Raw genomic sequence first — 14,904 nt, forward strand, 5'->3', positions numbered from 1 at the left:
GAAATTCACACTGGAGGAAAAGTGAGGCGCGCACAGCCTCGCCATGGGTCATGTCCTTTCAAGGGAACACCCTGGGCACCGCTTTCTTCTTCCATGCCCTTCCTTGAGGCTACTCTTTCTCAGAGTCCTTGCTCAGCACACACACGCGCTTGCCATCGGCGCTGCTCACGCATCTCACAGTCCAGGCATGTGAGCTGCGCCTCGATCTCACAGGCATGGCACCTGAGCCCTTTTCGGCATGCGAAGGCTTCTTGGTACGAACCAAAATGGCAGTGGTCTTGAAAAGTTCTTGATATGGCATTGATGTAAAAACTGACGCTCTACTGTCCTGTCATCCGCGTTGTTCGGTTTCACCTCTTGGCAAAGGACATCTATTCCACGGAAAAACGCTACTGAAAACGACAAGAGTCAGGAAAGCTAATCAAATTCTGTAGCCATCGCGGCCCAAGTGCCCTCCGGCCGTCAATCAACGGCTAAAAAAGACTTCACAATGACGCCTTGCACTATTCTCAGCGTGAACCAGAGCTCAAACTTGGCGCTGCCAAAAACCTATCGCGGATTCACAATCCGGCGTGCACTACACAATACAAAACTTTTCTTTCACAATTAACTATATCCAGAAGGAAACGCGACACAGGCTCGCACCACCTCGTGTGTGTAGCAGAGTGGGGGAGCTCTCCAAGACCCCGCCCGTCCGGATGCATCTTGTGATCCCGGCGGGCGGATGATACCACTTTGGGCAAGTCCTAGTCGCGTACGATGGTCGCTTTCCCGGGAGGCTTGGAGCCAGCGGCATTGAGGTTGTAGTCGCCCACGTCAAATGTCAGCCAACCCACGGGCACGGGAGGCGCCTTTTGATGCTCACCGAGCACGTTGAAGTATCCGTCCGGTTTGTGGGCATTGCCCTCTCCGGCCCACTCAATCGAGACACTGATGGGCTGATCGCCAGGCGCTTTGAAGACCAGCTCGCCATCCAGCAGGATCGTCTTCAGGGGCGACGCATTGAAATCCTGCACGTCCCAGAACTCGATTTTTCCAACCTTCTCCTGTCCCATGTCCGTGCGGACCGTCGCACTCAAGTGGAACTGGCCACCATTCCCCTGAGTACCCGAGGAACCCGGCGCCCCGAGCGTAGCGCCCTTGGCTTCGATGCCTCGAAAGATGAACTTGTAAAGGCCGCCGGGGAAGTCATAGCGCACCTTGAAAGGTGCCTGGGTCGTCTTGACCGAACCAGTGGGAACCCCGGGGCCACCGAGGGTGATATCTGCTAGGGCCGGGAGAGCCAGCAGCGACAGTGTGATTGATAAGAGCGCTTTCATGCAATTGGCAATACAGAGCAAAAACATGGTTTAGCCTGCAATTTAGAGCAATTATGAGCAATTTGAAGCAATGCCCTACGCCTAGTTCTTAGCTCCGCCTCAGCATGGTACTTCGGTCTCAATCCTCCGGCCCAGCCCCGCTCGCCGGTCTTTCTGGGGCCGGAATTGCTCAGACTGCCAGAGATTGTGACCAATGCCTGGAAACCACATCCATCACCACACGCTCCCGCTACCCGGCGCGCGAAAACCACCGGCGCATCATCTCCTAGATGCATCGCTACCTTGATGATTGCCATGCTTCATCTCCCGCCGCGGCATCTTCTGACCGCACGAAGGATGAGGCCACATCGCCCGCCAACTACCTCAAACGTCCCGCTACGAGCCCACGAAAACGTCCGCTTCGCCCAGCTGCTCGGGTAAACGATGGATTAGCAACTGCACGATTGTCCGATGCCTACGACTCTTTCTTCTTGTTCCCAGAGTAGCCAAAGACCAGATTATTGGCAGGAACACCACTCGCTCTTGAGATGAACTTTCCCGACGAAGCGAAAGACTGTGTCATGGCAACCTGCCGGAGTGCAGGCGCCCAATTCTCCGTCATCAGCGTCATCCAGAAGTTGTCCGCGAGCCGTCCGGACCTGCTGCACGAGTTCCCCGATGCCTGGGACAGACTCGTCCGGGAGCGAAAAGTGCGGATCTCCCGCGCCGGTGAACCCTGTTTGTATGAGGTATCGCAGGGGGATGTTGGCTGAACTGACCCGCGAGCGGGGAGACTGCTGAAGGAACACCAAACGTGGCTTCGCCAATGTGGCCCACGCTGCCCCCCAGCGTGAATTAGAACCCAAGCGCGAAGCGCCCAATTTCTCATTCCGGTATATTGCAAACCACCCGCCTAACGCATTCTTTTCTCCCGCCGCCCATTCCAAGCATCCACAAGAGGCGCTGCGCGCAAACGGTTCAATTCACGCTGAGGGCAGCGTGAGCCAGATTGATGGCGCTTCACTTTTGTGCTAACAGCAATCTACACCAAACAATTTGTCTGACGCATCCCCTGCAACATGATTGAACCCTTCCTCTCCGACCCACACCCCTGGGCCACGATTGGAAGCGGCAGAGGAGGGGAGTACGCCTGGTTCGAAGCCGAGGCGGAAGTCGGCCATGCATGGGGAAGGCATCTGCCCCACTGGCGGCAGGGTGGGGTGGTCTACTTCACCACCTTCCGTACGGAGGATTCCATCCCGGCGCCGGTGTTGCAGGCCTGGCAAAGAGAGCGTGACCAATGGCTCGAACTTCATCCGCCTCCGCATGATGCTGCCACCCAGCGCGCATACCATCGACGCTTCACCGTCCGCATGCATCGTTTCCTTGACGACTGCCATGGTTCCTGCCCCATGCGTGATCCTGCCGCTAGGAAGATAGTTACTGACGTCCTGCTGCATGACGATGGCAAGGAAGGAACCGAAGGCTGTGCCCTGGATGCCTTTGCCGTCATGCCCAATCACGTGCATGTCCTCGTCTGTCCAAACCCCGATACCTCCATGTCAGAAGTCGGCAAGACCTGGAGGCGAATCACCTCCCATCATCTGAACAAGCACCTGGGTCGCCACGGCATCTTCTGGCAGCACGAAGGCTGGGACCACATCGTCCGCAGCCCACGGCATCTGGACCGCTACCGCCGCTACATTTGGGAGAATCCCTTACATCTGCCGAAGGTATGACCTAAGCGGAGGAGTTGGGAATGGCAGGGGGGAGCTAAAAGCCCACCACGAAGGCCTTGCTACATCCCGTTGACGATTGGTTTTCGCACAAGACTAAGGATCTCGTGCCGAAAGCAGTCGTGAAATTGGTAGACGCACTAGACTCAAAATCTTGTGCTCATGCTGCAAGCAGACTGCCTTCCAAAAAGGAGCGCCAGCAAAGTGGCTCACGCTGCCCCCAGCGTGAATCAAAAACCCAAGCGCGAAGCGCCTAACTTTCTCAGGGGTCAGCTACCCGCCTGACACGACACCTTCCTCGCAGTCACCAGCCGGCGCACAGGGCAGCCATCATCCGGCACTGTGGACGCGATCTCCCAAGAGTGACAACACGCCAAGGAAACAGAGGCGCTGCGCGCAAAAGGTTCAATTCACGCTGGGGGCAGCGTGAGCCACATTGGCAAAGCCTCGTTTGATGTGCCTCGATGGGGGAGACCACGGCGGGAGGGTAGGGCAGGGGCGAGGGTGGCCCCCGGCTATGCCGCTCCAAGTTGGGCGAGGGGGCGCGATGCGCGTGCTAGCTCCGCCGTCCATTGCGCCGCCCTCGGTTGCGGTGGCGGTCGCAGAGGCAGTGCGGCTTTCTTCGCTGCATGCCAATTCGCAAGGCCCCGAACTTCAGTTCGGTGGCCGGTATGCCGTCTATGTAGCAAAAAACGTCAGCCGTGCGTAGACACGGAAGCACGTATTGCACCTGCGGCGCTTTGCGCTTTGCGCTTTGCCCTCATCGTTGTGGTTTTCTGACGGGCCTTGTAAACCCGGCTGCTTGTAACAGTGTCGCAATACAGTCCTAGACTAAGAATCTAGTCAACATCTTTTTTTGGCAGGCGTTTGAGAATGAGCAAGAGTCGAATAGCAGTTTCGACGAACTCCATTGCCACTTCAGGAGTAACGGTCTCTGGCGCGTGCACCGCCGTATTTCGTACATTTCGGAGTTTCAAGTAAGCCTCTGCCGCAGAATCGTCGATGCTCATCAGCGCGAGTCGCACGAGAGGGAAATGTTGCTTAGCTCTTGAGGTCACTATCGCGGCTTCTTCAGCGACCCTTTCCCACATTCGCACGATGGCAGATACTGGAGCAAGCAAGGCCTCTGCACGGAGAGCCTGGACATCCAACAACTCTTGCATCGACCACCCGGCGTAAGGCTGAGCAGGGGTGGGCGGAGGCGTAGTAGTCGGGGCAGGGGTATTGGTAGGGGTGGTGACAGCCGCCTCCAAGTCACCTTCCTTTGTCTCGACGTTCTCAGTAGCTCGCTCAACAGCATCCGAAGCCGCCACCAAATCGACCTCCATTTCGCCGTACTTCAGCTTTGAAAGACGCATCTTCTTGAGAAGCTCCCTAATATCAGCCCTCAGAAGATACACAACGAGCACCACTGCAACGGGCCAAGAAACCTCACCTAGGAGCTGGAGGAAAGAGGGAACAAACAGCCTAATGAATTCGGAAAATACGTCGCCGAATTGCTGGAGAAGAGGCGGCAGAAATACCGTGATGAATTCGCTGTACGTCATGGCAAAAGAAAACCCGCCCGTGTTACAAGCACGGACGGGCGGGGTCGAAGACTCCTAGCTGCTGATGAGGGCAAGCTAAGGGTGATTAACACCTTCTCACTTTTTTTCAAGCGATTCTGTCAAACGATATTTTGTTTAATATTACATACAGTGCATAACAGCATTTGTATAACCATTCCCCTCTTGAGTGGCGCTTATCAAGCGCGCCGTAATTCGGCAGCGTATAGCCATTTGTATAATTCAGACGCTACACCGCAGCCGTTCCACGTGTTTTATGATACACCAACGCAATGCGCAACAACGTTCTAATGCGCATCGGCATTTGCATCACCCCCACCGCTATGGTTGGCTCCGTCTGCTTTCGCCTCCGTGCCTAGCTTTTTCCAGAGCCCTTGAATTGCACGAACACCCGTTTCCCGCTTGTACTGGTGGCGAATTTCAGAATCCAAGTATTCGATTTGTGCCTCGAGCTGACGAACGTAGAGCATGAGCTCTTTTCGTCGGGCAAGCGCTTCGTGGTACCGACGAGAATCACAGTATTCCTGAAAAGTTCTTGATATGGCATCGATGTAAAACCTGACACTTTCCCGCCTTGTCATCCGCGTTTTTCCTTTCCACCCCTCGGAGAAAGATTTCTAAGCGGCGGAAAAACGCAAACGAAAATCGTAGGAAGCGGCTCAACTAGTCACATTACCTAGGAATCATTGGGTGGGGGGCATGCTGCCGTGCCGGTGTCGGCTTAATAGTCTGCTGCGGGTTGCGTCGCTGCGTTGTAGTTCTTTGGAGTTCCTGGAATTGACGTTCCAGTTGGGCCGCTGAATTGTTAAGGTCTTTCAAAGAGTCCGACGTCATGCCCGAGGTTTGCTTCAGCCCTTGCGCAGCTGAGTCCACTACTGCTGTAAACAAAATAAATATCAGGACACAACCGACGATTCCTGTCAGGACGCCGAGCGACATCACACCCACTAGAAAAATTACCACTCGCTTGTGCAACAGGTAAATCTTTCGCAAGGTCTCCGCTGAATCGTTGTTTAGTCCATTCATATGTTAATGAGGCACAAAGTTTCGCCTTCAGCAACCGGCGGCAGCGAGTAGTTTGTGCATCTGGGTACGTGGCACACGTACGCGAGTAGGGAAGTCACAGCAGCTTTTCCGCCTATCTACGAACCTACGGTTCATCGCCGCCCACTGCAGGTGTAAAACGGAACCTTTTCGACGTCCGACCACTATTCCGTTTGACGCCTGCATTGGGTTTCTAATCACCTCGCTACGCTCGCCGGAGCTTCGGTTACGGCTCTTGAGATGGGATAGCCTGAGTTCCTCAGGCTTTCGATGCACTTGTGCATCTTAGTTAATAATAGTTCCACGTGGAACATAACATACTGTATCACACCACCTCCGAAGCTATGAACAGATTGAACAAACTTGCCGAACTCGTTGACCTGCATATTAAGCGTCTCGAGGAATTCCACGCCGAGGACCAAGCAACCATCACTGCACTCTCCACCGAGGACCAATCTGCAAACAGCACAGTCGTCCGGGAGAGCTACAGCAGAGGTAGCAGACTGGCATTTGAAATCTCGCTGGGCAAGCTGCGCGACATCAAAATTGAGGTCTCGCGGATGCTGGAGAAAGGGGGTGCCGCGTGAGCGGGATTCGCTCCCTCGAGGTCCATCCATCCCAGATGGACCTCCTTTGCACCGCGACAACGCATCTGGTGCTTGCGTGCAAGCATGAGGCTGACGTCGCCCAGGACAATGGGTGGGACGCCAGCGCCGAGGAGTGGCGCACCAAGGCGGCTAAGGCAGAGCACCTGCAACGGACGCTCAATGAAATCAGGCAGGAATTCGACCTGGACCCGCACTTCATCCTACAGGTAACCGTAGCTCCCGCATGCATCGTGCTATGACGGACGGCTTCTGCAAACATCCGTTCTGCTTGGAGCTGCCCGCCGAGGGCGGCTTCCGCAGGGCGGAATTCTGTTCGACCTCGTGCAGGGTAGGATACCACAGGCACCACAAGAAGAGGCTGCGTGCACTTTACACCAACCTCACCGCTTACGCTTGGTCTCAGTCACCACTGCCATTCCTAGTCCGCGACCACGCAGTCGAGGTATACCGTATCTCGCACGGACTACCGGCACGGAAGAGAGGGCAAAGCCTGTCCGACCAGGTATAACGTTAACCGGTACGTTTACGTTTCCTGCAGGAAGCATGAATTCCAATCTGATACTTTTATCCCACGCCGGTGAGCTGCCTGGCGCGGGTTTTTCCATCTTAAAGTATCAGTTGCTGTCTACCTCGTCCGAGATGCGATTGCGCTTGCTCGGAGGACGCCGCATCCTTTTACTCCGACAGTCATCCGTTTCGCAAAACCAGCTTCCATCCTTAGTCCTCGCCGAGACGAGCTGATGAGGCCGGGCGAAAAGTACGTCGCCATTGTCTAGGCTCAGAATCCACCACCGTGCAAGATTTCTCGATCCAGACATCTTAAGGTCAGCTTTCGTCACATGTCTCACGATGCGGCCGTTGATTCTTTGGTTCCAGTCTGTGCGCCAATCGGGTTTCGCCATACGTTAGTTAAGGTTGTTTAAGTTCCTCCTGCAAAAGTCCAAATTTTCCGGGGACAGGGGCGCTGGTCACGGAGCACACGGGTCCCGACACGCTTTCCGGCCACGTCGAGGCGTCCTCACTATCGCCACGCCAATAGCGCCCAGCAGCCTTACAGAGACGCATACGAGCCCAATCCCGCTCCATGGACTTCTTGGCATCCAAACGCGTCTGTGGAGGCCTCTGTGGGTCCTCTGCTATCGCACGCCATTTCTCGGCGTCGCGATACCAGTGATAGTAACCAAGCCAAAGCGTGCACCGGCGCTCGCGTGTGTGCCACTCGCGCCAGAGTTCCTCTGATGCTGCTTTGCTCATTTGCCGAAAAGGTTGCTCACGTCTCTGGCGCCAGCCTCTGCCGGCAGTGGCGCCCTTCGCGCTGTTTCAAACGCGGCAACTCGCGGCGTCACGAAGAGAAGGATTTCCTTGGTCTCTACGCCCTTCTTCCTGCTGCCAAACAGCACACGCAGGCCGGGCACCTTCACGAGGCCTGGGATACCGGTGGTAGTCTCTGTGTCTCTACGCGTGCGCAGACCGCCGAGAAACACCGTCTCAGAGTCTCCACCAACCACAATGTTTTCAACGCCCTGCTCACTGATGTTCGGCAGGCTGTCGCCCTGCACCTCGCTAAAGCCAGTGATGTCGTTTTTCTGCTGCTTGAAGTCGAGACGTATCTTTCCGCCTGCGAGCAAGTGAGGCGTTACCGTCAGCTCCAGACGCACCGGCAAATACTCCGTGGTCCGCACCGTGGCAGTCTCCGTCACCGTTCGCCCAGGTATCGGCACGCGCTCACCAACATAGATGTTCGCCTCCTTGTGATTGAGCGTTTGCAGCTTCGGACGCTGGATGATGCGGAAATTCTCGAGCTTCGCGAGGGCCTGTAGCACTGCCGTGTAATCCTTCCCAACCTGTCCGAAGAGTGTCAGGCCTTCACCACCGAAGAGGGCAGGGGAGCCGCTCCGCACCTGAGCCAAGTCAATGAGGCTGGCACCGCGTATGGTACCAGCCAAGCGCAGCGACTCCGTTGCCTGCGTGAACACTTGGGACCAGTCCACGCCCACACTTTTGGAATCGTTGAACGTGTACTCCGCTATGACGACCTCCAACTCGACCATGGCGGGCGCTTGGTCCATCTCCTGAGCCATGCGCAGCAGCTTTTCGCGGCCCTCCTGTGGGCCGTAGCAGGTGATTGCATTGCTCGCGTAGTCTGGCACCACCCGGAGCCCAAACGCAGCTAGAATCCCGCCTACCTGCAAAGGAGCAGCCGCGGGAATTACAGCGTCACCACCGGGCAACACGGGCGCACCCACACTGGACCCCGGAGACGTGATTTCTCCCACAACCCGCGACTGCACAGGATTGCCACCGAACTGCGGCTGATTACCTGCCCCAATGGCCGAAAGGAATTCCACCACAGGCAGCGACCGGAAGACGAAGCGTTGCGCGTCCAGTTCCACCACACGGCGGCGCATGGAGACACGCCCACGTTCCTGCACCACCTCGACGCCTTCCAGCTCCAGTGAATCGCGTATCCACTGCGCTGCATGCTCCGACTCCATGGGCCGCATGGCCCGCACCGTCACCCGACGCTCTACAAGCTCAGGGTGCACCATGACGCGAAGGCCTGTGCATTCCTCATACACGTCTGCGACCTCCTGCACGGGCACCCCTTCGAACTGCAAGCTGACCACCCCAACTAGGACAGCGAAAATCATACTCAGTCGTCGCCCCCTCCTGAAGCGATTCGAAACGCGTTAAAGATTATTTGGACTCCGAGCCCGAGCCCGGCACCGGTGCCGAACCCCATGAAGACCAAGAACGCCGTGTATTGGAAATAGCCTTCCACTCTGCCTGTTCCTTTCTGGTTGGTTGTCTCGCGACGAGCTTCCGACCGCTCGCACACAGGATGTAGTAGCGCTGGTGTGCAGTAACGATGCTCTGCACCTGGTCGCCTTCGTAAGGCTGCCCGAGCTGCAACACACCACCCCCACGAAGGAAGAGCCTAAGCGGCTCCTGCATTTGCGCTGAAATCAGCAAGTCGTCCGAGGAGTCTACGGCCCACTCCATGACCTTATCTCCAACAGCCACGGTGAACACTCGAGGCGCGAAAGACGACGGTTCCGGCTGCAATTTCTTAATCAGCTCCTGCGGCTGAACCGGGGCGGGGGAGTCTCCTGCAGGTGCTGACGAGGCCTCGGGAGGTGCTTGCGCGTCATCACGGCCCCAGAACATGCCATAGAACCTCCACGCACCAAAGATGGCTGCGGCAATGAGGAAGATGAACACACAACCCATGGTGCGAGCATCTTTGTTTTTCTTCCGCGTGCGGGTAGGGCCTCCGTCTTGAATACCCAGCTCACGCCCATGCATGTCATGCGTGTTGTAGAAGTCCGCTATACGTTGGTCGAAGCGGTGGTAAGTGGTGCCAATGCGCGATTTCGAATCTCCACCCGCATAACGTGTGCGCATGAAATCGCCCACCAGATACTTCATCCACGGGCCAATGAACGGAATCATCTTCACCTGCGTGCAGTGGTAGCGAATCTCGGTCAACCTCCGCAATTGCGAGTCTAGGTTTTGGGCCGATTGACTGACGAAGTAAACATCAAGCCCCGCACGCCGGGACCACACGAGAAGCTCGAAAATGCCACGATTAGCGTCCCTGCGCTTCTGCTGGTCGTGCACGTGGAATGCGAGTGACGCCTCATCTACCACAAGGAGATTCTCGGCACCCTCCGCACCCTTGCGCAAGAGCGACCGCCATAGGTCTGAGTCTTCCGGCAACTTCACGTAGAGTTCCGTCCATCCCTTTTCGTCAATGATGGCCTGATTAAGAGCTATGTTTGTGTGCACAACTGCGCCCTCGCTCAATGCCGTTCGCATGATGTCTGCGCAAAGCATGGATTTGCCGCCGCCCATCACACCGGTAACAAGGTAAAAGCCCATAGTCAGAAGGGGATAATTTCAAGAATGAACTCGATGATCGCTTTGATGACGCGCACGGCGACACTGGCGATTGCCAACTGTGCGACGAAGAGCAGCAGAATAAAAAGCTCCGTCATCGGGAACACATAGTTCAGCCTGGCCAACCAAGGTCCCATGCCACCGCTGGCGGTGTTGGTCATGCCCTCCAACGAAAACAGCAAGGCCTCAGCCTTCGCAAAAATCTCATCGTCTGTGATGAGCCCCGTAGCCGTGGCAACCAGTATTCCAGGCATCAGGATGTACGGCGCAAGCTTCACAAGCAACCACTTCAACTGATGTGAAATGATGCGCGCTGTTGAGCCTACATCACGAATCCACACCGCTATGTCTGAGAACGTGCCTTCTGCCATATAATTGTTTGGTCTACAGGGTTACACAAACGCGTCACGCACGAGGCGGAGCGAGATCATCATGGACGACCAACACACCGCCAAAAGCATCGCAGCCCGCATGAACGCGATTTCGTTTGAGTACTGCGAGATATTGAACGGCACAGACCACGCGCCGAAGTTCAGGACGAAATCCAAACTCTGAGTGCCGCCACCACCGGGGAAAGCAGACGCCGCACTTCTGAATTTGAGCACAATCAGACCGACACGCCCCTTCGCAGTATCCAGCTTTTCACCCATGCCGCCGAGTATGCCTGTAGCTTCCTCCGCTTCTTCGATACCATCCGACGGAGCAGCTCCGGGTCCCGGGCCTGTAGCAGGCCCAGTCAGTTCCCCTTTGAGACCATCTATCGCGTCGCCCACGCCCTCGACAGCATCTTTGACGCCATCCAATTTGCCTTCAACACCCGACATATCAGGGTCACCGTTGCCAAGCTTGCCGAGCATCTGCTGCGCGTCGCTATGTGCCACGTCTGCACCCGCCTTCACAGTCGCACCCAGCCGTTTCAGCTCGTTTAGCACATTTTGGTTGAGTGTGTTTGCCTGACCAGCAGTAACGCCGCTTTCACCGCTCACCTGTGTCTGTGACGCGGGCGGCTGATTGGTGGTACTGCCGGGCCCGCTGGTCTGCTGGCTGGGGGTGGGGGACACATTGTTAATGGGCACCACCATCGGCACCGAGGTCCACACACCGGTCAAGGTCTCCTGCTGCGTCACGCCAAATTCCGTATCGGTGATCCAATCCTTTTGGATGACTGCCACCTTGAACGAACCACCTGCGCCGCCCGCGCCTGTACCAGGACGCGAAAACGCGAAAGGACGGGACTCACCGGGCGCGAGCGTAACCTTCTGCCAAGGCAGGTCTGCTATCGGATTGCCCTCCATGTCAGACGGCTGAATGTAGTAGTCTTTGGCCGCGTCAGTGGTGTTCGTCAGCGTGAACCCGATTTTGTGGTCCTGTATGGTCTCCGTGGGCGGAGGCTCTGTGACTACACCCTCTGAGTCCACGCTATCACCGTCGCTCATCTGCTTGCGGATGTCGTCGCGATTGTAGTCCAATACCGGACCTGTAGTCGTGTAATCAGCATGCACAGGTGTCTGGCCGCTGCCCTGAAGCACCGCGAATTTGCTTTCCAATGGCACGAACTGGCTTCCGTCCGAGCCCGTACCCGGCGCGTAGCCGATAATCAGCTCAAATGGAGTTCCGGTCTGCGCTCCCACGTTGACCGTCTGCCCATTGTTGTTGCTTAAGCCGAGCTGGGTACCTCCCGCGCCGATAACGCCGGTGCCCAGATTGCGTATCCGATACTGATACACCATGAAACCCGGATTAGGCGTGTGCCCTCCGGTAACCCACTGGAATTGCGGGACAATGTACGACTGCGCCCGCGACTCGGCAGTCAGCGCACCAAACCAAAGCGCGCCCACAACAAGCCAAGCACGAAAGAAAGACATAGGACCCATGGGATGGCCTCCGTTTGCATGCGCGTGTAGGGGAGAGCTTTTGTCCCCGCGCCTGCTGATACTATGATGTAGCCCTCCTGGTATGTAGCAGCACCCACGCTGCAAGACTCTCCGAACACGAGGCACGGACCAACCACGGCCACACCTCCAACGGTGGCCACTGTGGTATCCGTAATGTTGACCTCGACCATAAGAAAAGCGTGCACTGGCCCCCCATCGGCCAGCAGTCACATGTAACTGCGGAGGCTTAGGACACACCGCGCTGGAGGCGACGCACCACGAAGGCACCGACGGCGATGATGCCCGCAATGGGCACCAGACCGGCAAAGAGCGTTGTGGCGTCCGCGCTCATGGACGAGATTGCCGAGTTGATGGCGGTATCATACGCACCGGCAGATGCCGAGGCGACACCGACCGCCATCACACCAGCGACCACGAGGGCGCGACGGGTGCGGGCTGCGACGAGTTGGGCGAGTTTCTTGTTCACGTTTTTCCTTTCGTTGTTGTTTGTTGTCTTGTTTCCCCGGCAACCGAGCCGGAAATCTTCAGCGGAAGCCAGCGTGCCCGCCGACGTACACGGCTCCTCCGTGGCCACCGCAAAACAGGTAGAGATTCCAAATGAAGGTGCACACCCACCAGTAGCCCAGGCACACTAGGAACTGGTGCGCAGCGACCCAGCCGAATTGGTCAAGGTTGCGTTCAATGCAGCCCCTCAACACCCACATGGCGCGAATCAGTACCACGAAGAAGCAGAACACATAGGCTATCTGGAAGGACATCGTCATGGCTCAAAAGTCTGCTGGCACCTCGATGTAAGTGCGCTGCTCTGGATGCCTCAGCATGCTCAGCAACATGCTCACCTCCCAAACCTCGTCCTCGAGGAAGGCCTTCTGCCACGGAGTAAGTGCAGGGTCCTTAAGACCAAGCTCCAGCACCTCACGACGACCGACAAGAACCGCAGTAGTACCTGGAAAGTTTCCATGGTGTGCCTTTCGGTCGCTCATTGACGCACGCCTCCTTTGCCGATGATGCTTTGCAGGCGAATCAGCGAACTGATGGCTGAATCCAACGCATCTTTCTTGCCCTCGTGATAGAACCGAGCATCCGGCGTGCGCGAAAGGTCATTGCACACAGTCACCGACGCGGCGCGCATCTTCTCCAAGTGCGCCAGCTCTTCGGCAATGGTTGAGTTGTCTTTGGTTTGGAATGCCATGGTAAAATCTGGACATAGGTTCCCCATTCAAGTCCCCCGCCTGCGGCGGGAACCCTTCGGGGGCGCTACGCGACCCGCTTGGGTTCCCTCCATTCGCAGGCGGGATCCTCAGATGACAAAGGAGACTCCTGCAGGATGGCCGTTGACCTGGTACAGGCCTCCAGCGTACGCGGGGGTCTCCTTTGTCTTTTGAGCTACCAGCTTGCGCCGGTGGACCAGTGACAGTGCCGAGATATCGGTCTTCCCTGTCCCCTCTGAAGGCTCTGGCTTACGGCGCACATCCGCCCACTTCTTAACGAATGCGTCTGCCAGAATCACCTCGCGGTCGGTACCGTCGCGACTGTCGAATTTGCACATCTCGTGCGCGTTCGCATGGCGTCGGCTCCACTCGTCCAGACCCTTGAGCACGTACTGCACACCAGAGAGTGATGCGTCAAATACGCGGACGTCCGAGTGACCGAAGCCCACATGGGATGCCATGGCTTTCATGGCGAACCGTTGAACCGCGTTCACTCGCCCAGGGGGAAAACCGCTAACGAGTAAATGGAAATGGTAGCGCCCGTTCAGCTCCCCGCGCTCCTCTCTGGCCGCCCACAGGAGACGCGACCAATGCACCTTGTCGATGGCATGGCCGGTCTTTTTGTCCCGTTTGGTGGACAGAATGGAACGCAGGAAGGCAAACAGCATTTTGCGGCGGTCGTCTTCCTTCGGCACGGTCACGCGATTCTTTTCCCCGTCCTCTGAACGATAGGTCAGAGTGACAAAGTACTGCCACGTTTCCAAGCTGAGGGTGTAGACGTCAGGCGACATCGTGCGAGAGCGCTGCGCGTTGAACTAGGCTGCTTTCGCAGTCTTGGAGGGCTGTCCCAAGGGGGCAGGGGAGGGGGCCGGGGCTGCTGCTTCCGGCTCCAGCAGGTCCGCGAAATCGTTCGCGGCGTGGTGTCCCGCCACGATTTCACCACGGATGGACATGAAGCCGTTCATAGCTTTCATCTCCACCACCGCGATCGTGACCGGGTCATCAGTGTATTCCCGCAGCTTCTTGTTACCGAACTTGGCGCGGAATTTCTCCTCGCTCATCGAGAACTGGAAGGGCGTGGTGCAACGGAAGACTTTCGTCTTGTCGCCCACGAGGATGCGGTAGTTTCTGACAGGCTGCTGGGTCTGCTTGTCCTTGAATTCGCTGATTTCAACGCGTTGGATTTCACCGGGTATTACCATGGTGTGATATGGTTGGATGTTTACTGATGGTTGCTGAAATGGGCAGGCTGGGTGGTTTTGGCTCCTGACCCGCGCCTGCCAGACGGGGGAGATTCCGGAATGCCCAGGGCGCTTTCGGCCCTGCATGGCTGGTAATGGCCGGAAAGAAAGACACCACGGCCTCGATGGGGGAGGCCGTGGCGGGAGCATAGGGCAGGGGAGAGGGTTACCTCCTGCCGACCGCTCCAAGCTTGGGGAGGGAGCGCCGCTCTACCTGCGCGCATGGCGACGCTTCCCTCGGTTGCGGGGGCGGTCGCAGAGGCAGTGCGGCTTTCTTCGCTGCATGCCAATTCGCAGGGCCCCGAACTTCAGTTCGGTGGCCGGTATGCCGTCTATGTAGCAAAAAACGTCAGCCGTGCGTAGACACGGAAGCACGTATTGCACCTGCGGCGCTTTGCGCTTTGCC

General features: G+C 57.0%; 17 protein-coding genes. 4 read left to right on the plus strand and 13 right to left on the minus strand.

Going from position 1 to position 14,904, the window contains the following annotated elements; translation table 11 throughout:
- Window positions 1-746: 746 nt before the first annotated feature.
- On the minus strand, window positions 747-1,319 hold the full coding sequence (locus DES53_RS09035; protein ID WP_113957893.1) for a hypothetical protein: 573 nt from the start codon (window positions 1,317-1,319) through the stop codon (window positions 747-749).
- Between the two features lie 527 nt (window positions 1,320-1,846).
- Here DES53_RS09035 and DES53_RS09040 point away from each other — a divergent pair.
- Window positions 1,847-2,071: a hypothetical protein gene (locus DES53_RS09040; protein WP_113957894.1), complete on the plus strand. Its 225-nt coding sequence runs from the start codon at window positions 1,847-1,849 to the stop codon at window positions 2,069-2,071.
- A gap of 306 nt (window positions 2,072-2,377) precedes the next feature.
- Window positions 2,378-3,037, plus strand: coding sequence for a transposase (locus DES53_RS09045; RefSeq protein WP_113957895.1), 660 nt, complete (start codon window positions 2,378-2,380; stop codon window positions 3,035-3,037).
- A gap of 836 nt (window positions 3,038-3,873) precedes the next feature.
- Here the strand turns inward: DES53_RS09045 and DES53_RS09050 are convergent.
- Complete coding sequence (locus DES53_RS09050; RefSeq protein ID WP_113957896.1) at window positions 3,874-4,581, minus strand: hypothetical protein; 708 nt, start codon at window positions 4,579-4,581, stop codon at window positions 3,874-3,876.
- A 305-nt stretch (window positions 4,582-4,886) separates the two neighbouring features.
- Complete coding sequence (locus tag DES53_RS32885) at window positions 4,887-5,069, minus strand: hypothetical protein (protein WP_170156968.1); 183 nt, start codon at window positions 5,067-5,069, stop codon at window positions 4,887-4,889.
- 927 nt (window positions 5,070-5,996) lie between these two features.
- Here DES53_RS32885 and DES53_RS09065 point away from each other — a divergent pair.
- The gene (locus DES53_RS09065; RefSeq protein ID WP_147263296.1) at window positions 5,997-6,230 is read left to right on the plus strand and encodes a hypothetical protein; all 234 of its coding nucleotides are present in this window, start codon (window positions 5,997-5,999) and stop codon (window positions 6,228-6,230) included.
- Window positions 6,231-6,265: 35 nt separating this feature from the next.
- Window positions 6,266-6,490 (plus strand): hypothetical protein, encoded by a 225-nt coding sequence (locus DES53_RS09070; protein WP_113957900.1) that lies wholly within the window; start codon window positions 6,266-6,268, stop codon window positions 6,488-6,490.
- Between the two features lie 1,011 nt (window positions 6,491-7,501).
- Here DES53_RS09070 and DES53_RS09075 read toward each other — a convergent pair.
- The 10 genes from DES53_RS09075 to DES53_RS09120 all read right to left on the minus strand — a co-directional run bounded on the left by DES53_RS09075 (window position 7,502) and on the right by DES53_RS09120 (window position 14,459).
- Window positions 7,502-8,902, minus strand: a complete 1,401-nt coding sequence (locus DES53_RS09075; protein ID WP_113957901.1) for a type II secretion system protein GspD — start codon at window positions 8,900-8,902, stop codon at window positions 7,502-7,504.
- Window positions 8,903-8,948: 46 nt separating this feature from the next.
- Window positions 8,949-10,133 carry a zonular occludens toxin domain-containing protein gene (locus tag DES53_RS09080; protein ID WP_113957902.1) on the minus strand — a complete coding sequence of 395 codons (1,185 nt, stop codon included), beginning with the start codon at window positions 10,131-10,133 and terminating at the stop codon, window positions 8,949-8,951.
- Between the two features lie 2 nt (window positions 10,134-10,135).
- Window positions 10,136-10,522: a hypothetical protein gene (locus tag DES53_RS09085; protein WP_113957903.1), complete on the minus strand. Its 387-nt coding sequence runs from the start codon at window positions 10,520-10,522 to the stop codon at window positions 10,136-10,138.
- 21 nt (window positions 10,523-10,543) lie between these two features.
- Window positions 10,544-12,016 carry a hypothetical protein gene (locus DES53_RS09090; protein WP_147263297.1) on the minus strand — a complete coding sequence of 491 codons (1,473 nt, stop codon included), beginning with the start codon at window positions 12,014-12,016 and terminating at the stop codon, window positions 10,544-10,546.
- A gap of 256 nt (window positions 12,017-12,272) precedes the next feature.
- The gene (locus tag DES53_RS09100; protein ID WP_147263298.1) at window positions 12,273-12,512 is read right to left on the minus strand and encodes a hypothetical protein; all 240 of its coding nucleotides are present in this window, start codon (window positions 12,510-12,512) and stop codon (window positions 12,273-12,275) included.
- 58 nt (window positions 12,513-12,570) lie between these two features.
- On the minus strand, window positions 12,571-12,810 hold the full coding sequence (locus DES53_RS09105; protein ID WP_147263299.1) for a hypothetical protein: 240 nt from the start codon (window positions 12,808-12,810) through the stop codon (window positions 12,571-12,573).
- A gap of 3 nt (window positions 12,811-12,813) precedes the next feature.
- Window positions 12,814-13,029, minus strand: coding sequence for a hypothetical protein (locus DES53_RS32470; protein WP_147263300.1), 216 nt, complete (start codon window positions 13,027-13,029; stop codon window positions 12,814-12,816).
- Window positions 13,026-13,238 carry a hypothetical protein gene (locus tag DES53_RS09110; RefSeq protein ID WP_113957908.1) on the minus strand — a complete coding sequence of 71 codons (213 nt, stop codon included), beginning with the start codon at window positions 13,236-13,238 and terminating at the stop codon, window positions 13,026-13,028. The genes DES53_RS32470 and DES53_RS09110 overlap by 4 nt, the downstream gene beginning before the upstream one ends.
- Before the next feature lie 108 nt (window positions 13,239-13,346).
- A complete protein-coding gene (locus DES53_RS09115) occupies window positions 13,347-14,048 on the minus strand; it encodes a hypothetical protein (RefSeq protein ID WP_113957909.1) in 702 nt (233 codons plus the stop codon).
- A 24-nt stretch (window positions 14,049-14,072) separates the two neighbouring features.
- The gene (locus tag DES53_RS09120; RefSeq protein WP_113957910.1) at window positions 14,073-14,459 is read right to left on the minus strand and encodes a hypothetical protein; all 387 of its coding nucleotides are present in this window, start codon (window positions 14,457-14,459) and stop codon (window positions 14,073-14,075) included.
- Window positions 14,460-14,904 lie beyond the last annotated feature (445 nt).

The sequence above is a fragment of the Roseimicrobium gellanilyticum genome (genome assembly GCF_003315205.1).
Lineage (GTDB): Bacteria > Verrucomicrobiota > Verrucomicrobiia > Verrucomicrobiales > Verrucomicrobiaceae > Roseimicrobium > Roseimicrobium gellanilyticum.

Coding starts and splice junctions, on each gene's coding strand:
- DES53_RS09035 (WP_113957893.1), bottom strand. CDS start 1,319: ATGAAAGCGCTCTTATCAATCACACTGTCGCTGCTGGCTCTCCCGGCC.
- DES53_RS09040 (WP_113957894.1), top strand. CDS start 1,847: ATGAACTTTCCCGACGAAGCGAAAGACTGTGTCATGGCAACCTGCCGG.
- DES53_RS09045 (WP_113957895.1), top strand. CDS start 2,378: ATGATTGAACCCTTCCTCTCCGACCCACACCCCTGGGCCACGATTGGA.
- DES53_RS09050 (WP_113957896.1), bottom strand. CDS start 4,581: ATGACGTACAGCGAATTCATCACGGTATTTCTGCCGCCTCTTCTCCAG.
- DES53_RS32885 (WP_170156968.1), bottom strand. CDS start 5,069: ATGCTCTACGTTCGTCAGCTCGAGGCACAAATCGAATACTTGGATTCT.
- DES53_RS09070 (WP_113957900.1), top strand. CDS start 6,266: ATGGACCTCCTTTGCACCGCGACAACGCATCTGGTGCTTGCGTGCAAG.
- DES53_RS09075 (WP_113957901.1), bottom strand. CDS start 8,902: ATGATTTTCGCTGTCCTAGTTGGGGTGGTCAGCTTGCAGTTCGAAGGG.
- DES53_RS09080 (WP_113957902.1), bottom strand. CDS start 10,133: ATGGGCTTTTACCTTGTTACCGGTGTGATGGGCGGCGGCAAATCCATG.
- DES53_RS09085 (WP_113957903.1), bottom strand. CDS start 10,522: ATGGCAGAAGGCACGTTCTCAGACATAGCGGTGTGGATTCGTGATGTA.
- DES53_RS09090 (WP_147263297.1), bottom strand. CDS start 12,016: ATGTCTTTCTTTCGTGCTTGGCTTGTTGTGGGCGCGCTTTGGTTTGGT.
- DES53_RS09105 (WP_147263299.1), bottom strand. CDS start 12,810: ATGACGATGTCCTTCCAGATAGCCTATGTGTTCTGCTTCTTCGTGGTA.
- DES53_RS32470 (WP_147263300.1), bottom strand. CDS start 13,029: ATGAGCGACCGAAAGGCACACCATGGAAACTTTCCAGGTACTACTGCG.
- DES53_RS09110 (WP_113957908.1), bottom strand. CDS start 13,238: ATGGCATTCCAAACCAAAGACAACTCAACCATTGCCGAAGAGCTGGCG.
- DES53_RS09115 (WP_113957909.1), bottom strand. CDS start 14,048: ATGTCGCCTGACGTCTACACCCTCAGCTTGGAAACGTGGCAGTACTTT.
- DES53_RS09120 (WP_113957910.1), bottom strand. CDS start 14,459: ATGGTAATACCCGGTGAAATCCAACGCGTTGAAATCAGCGAATTCAAG.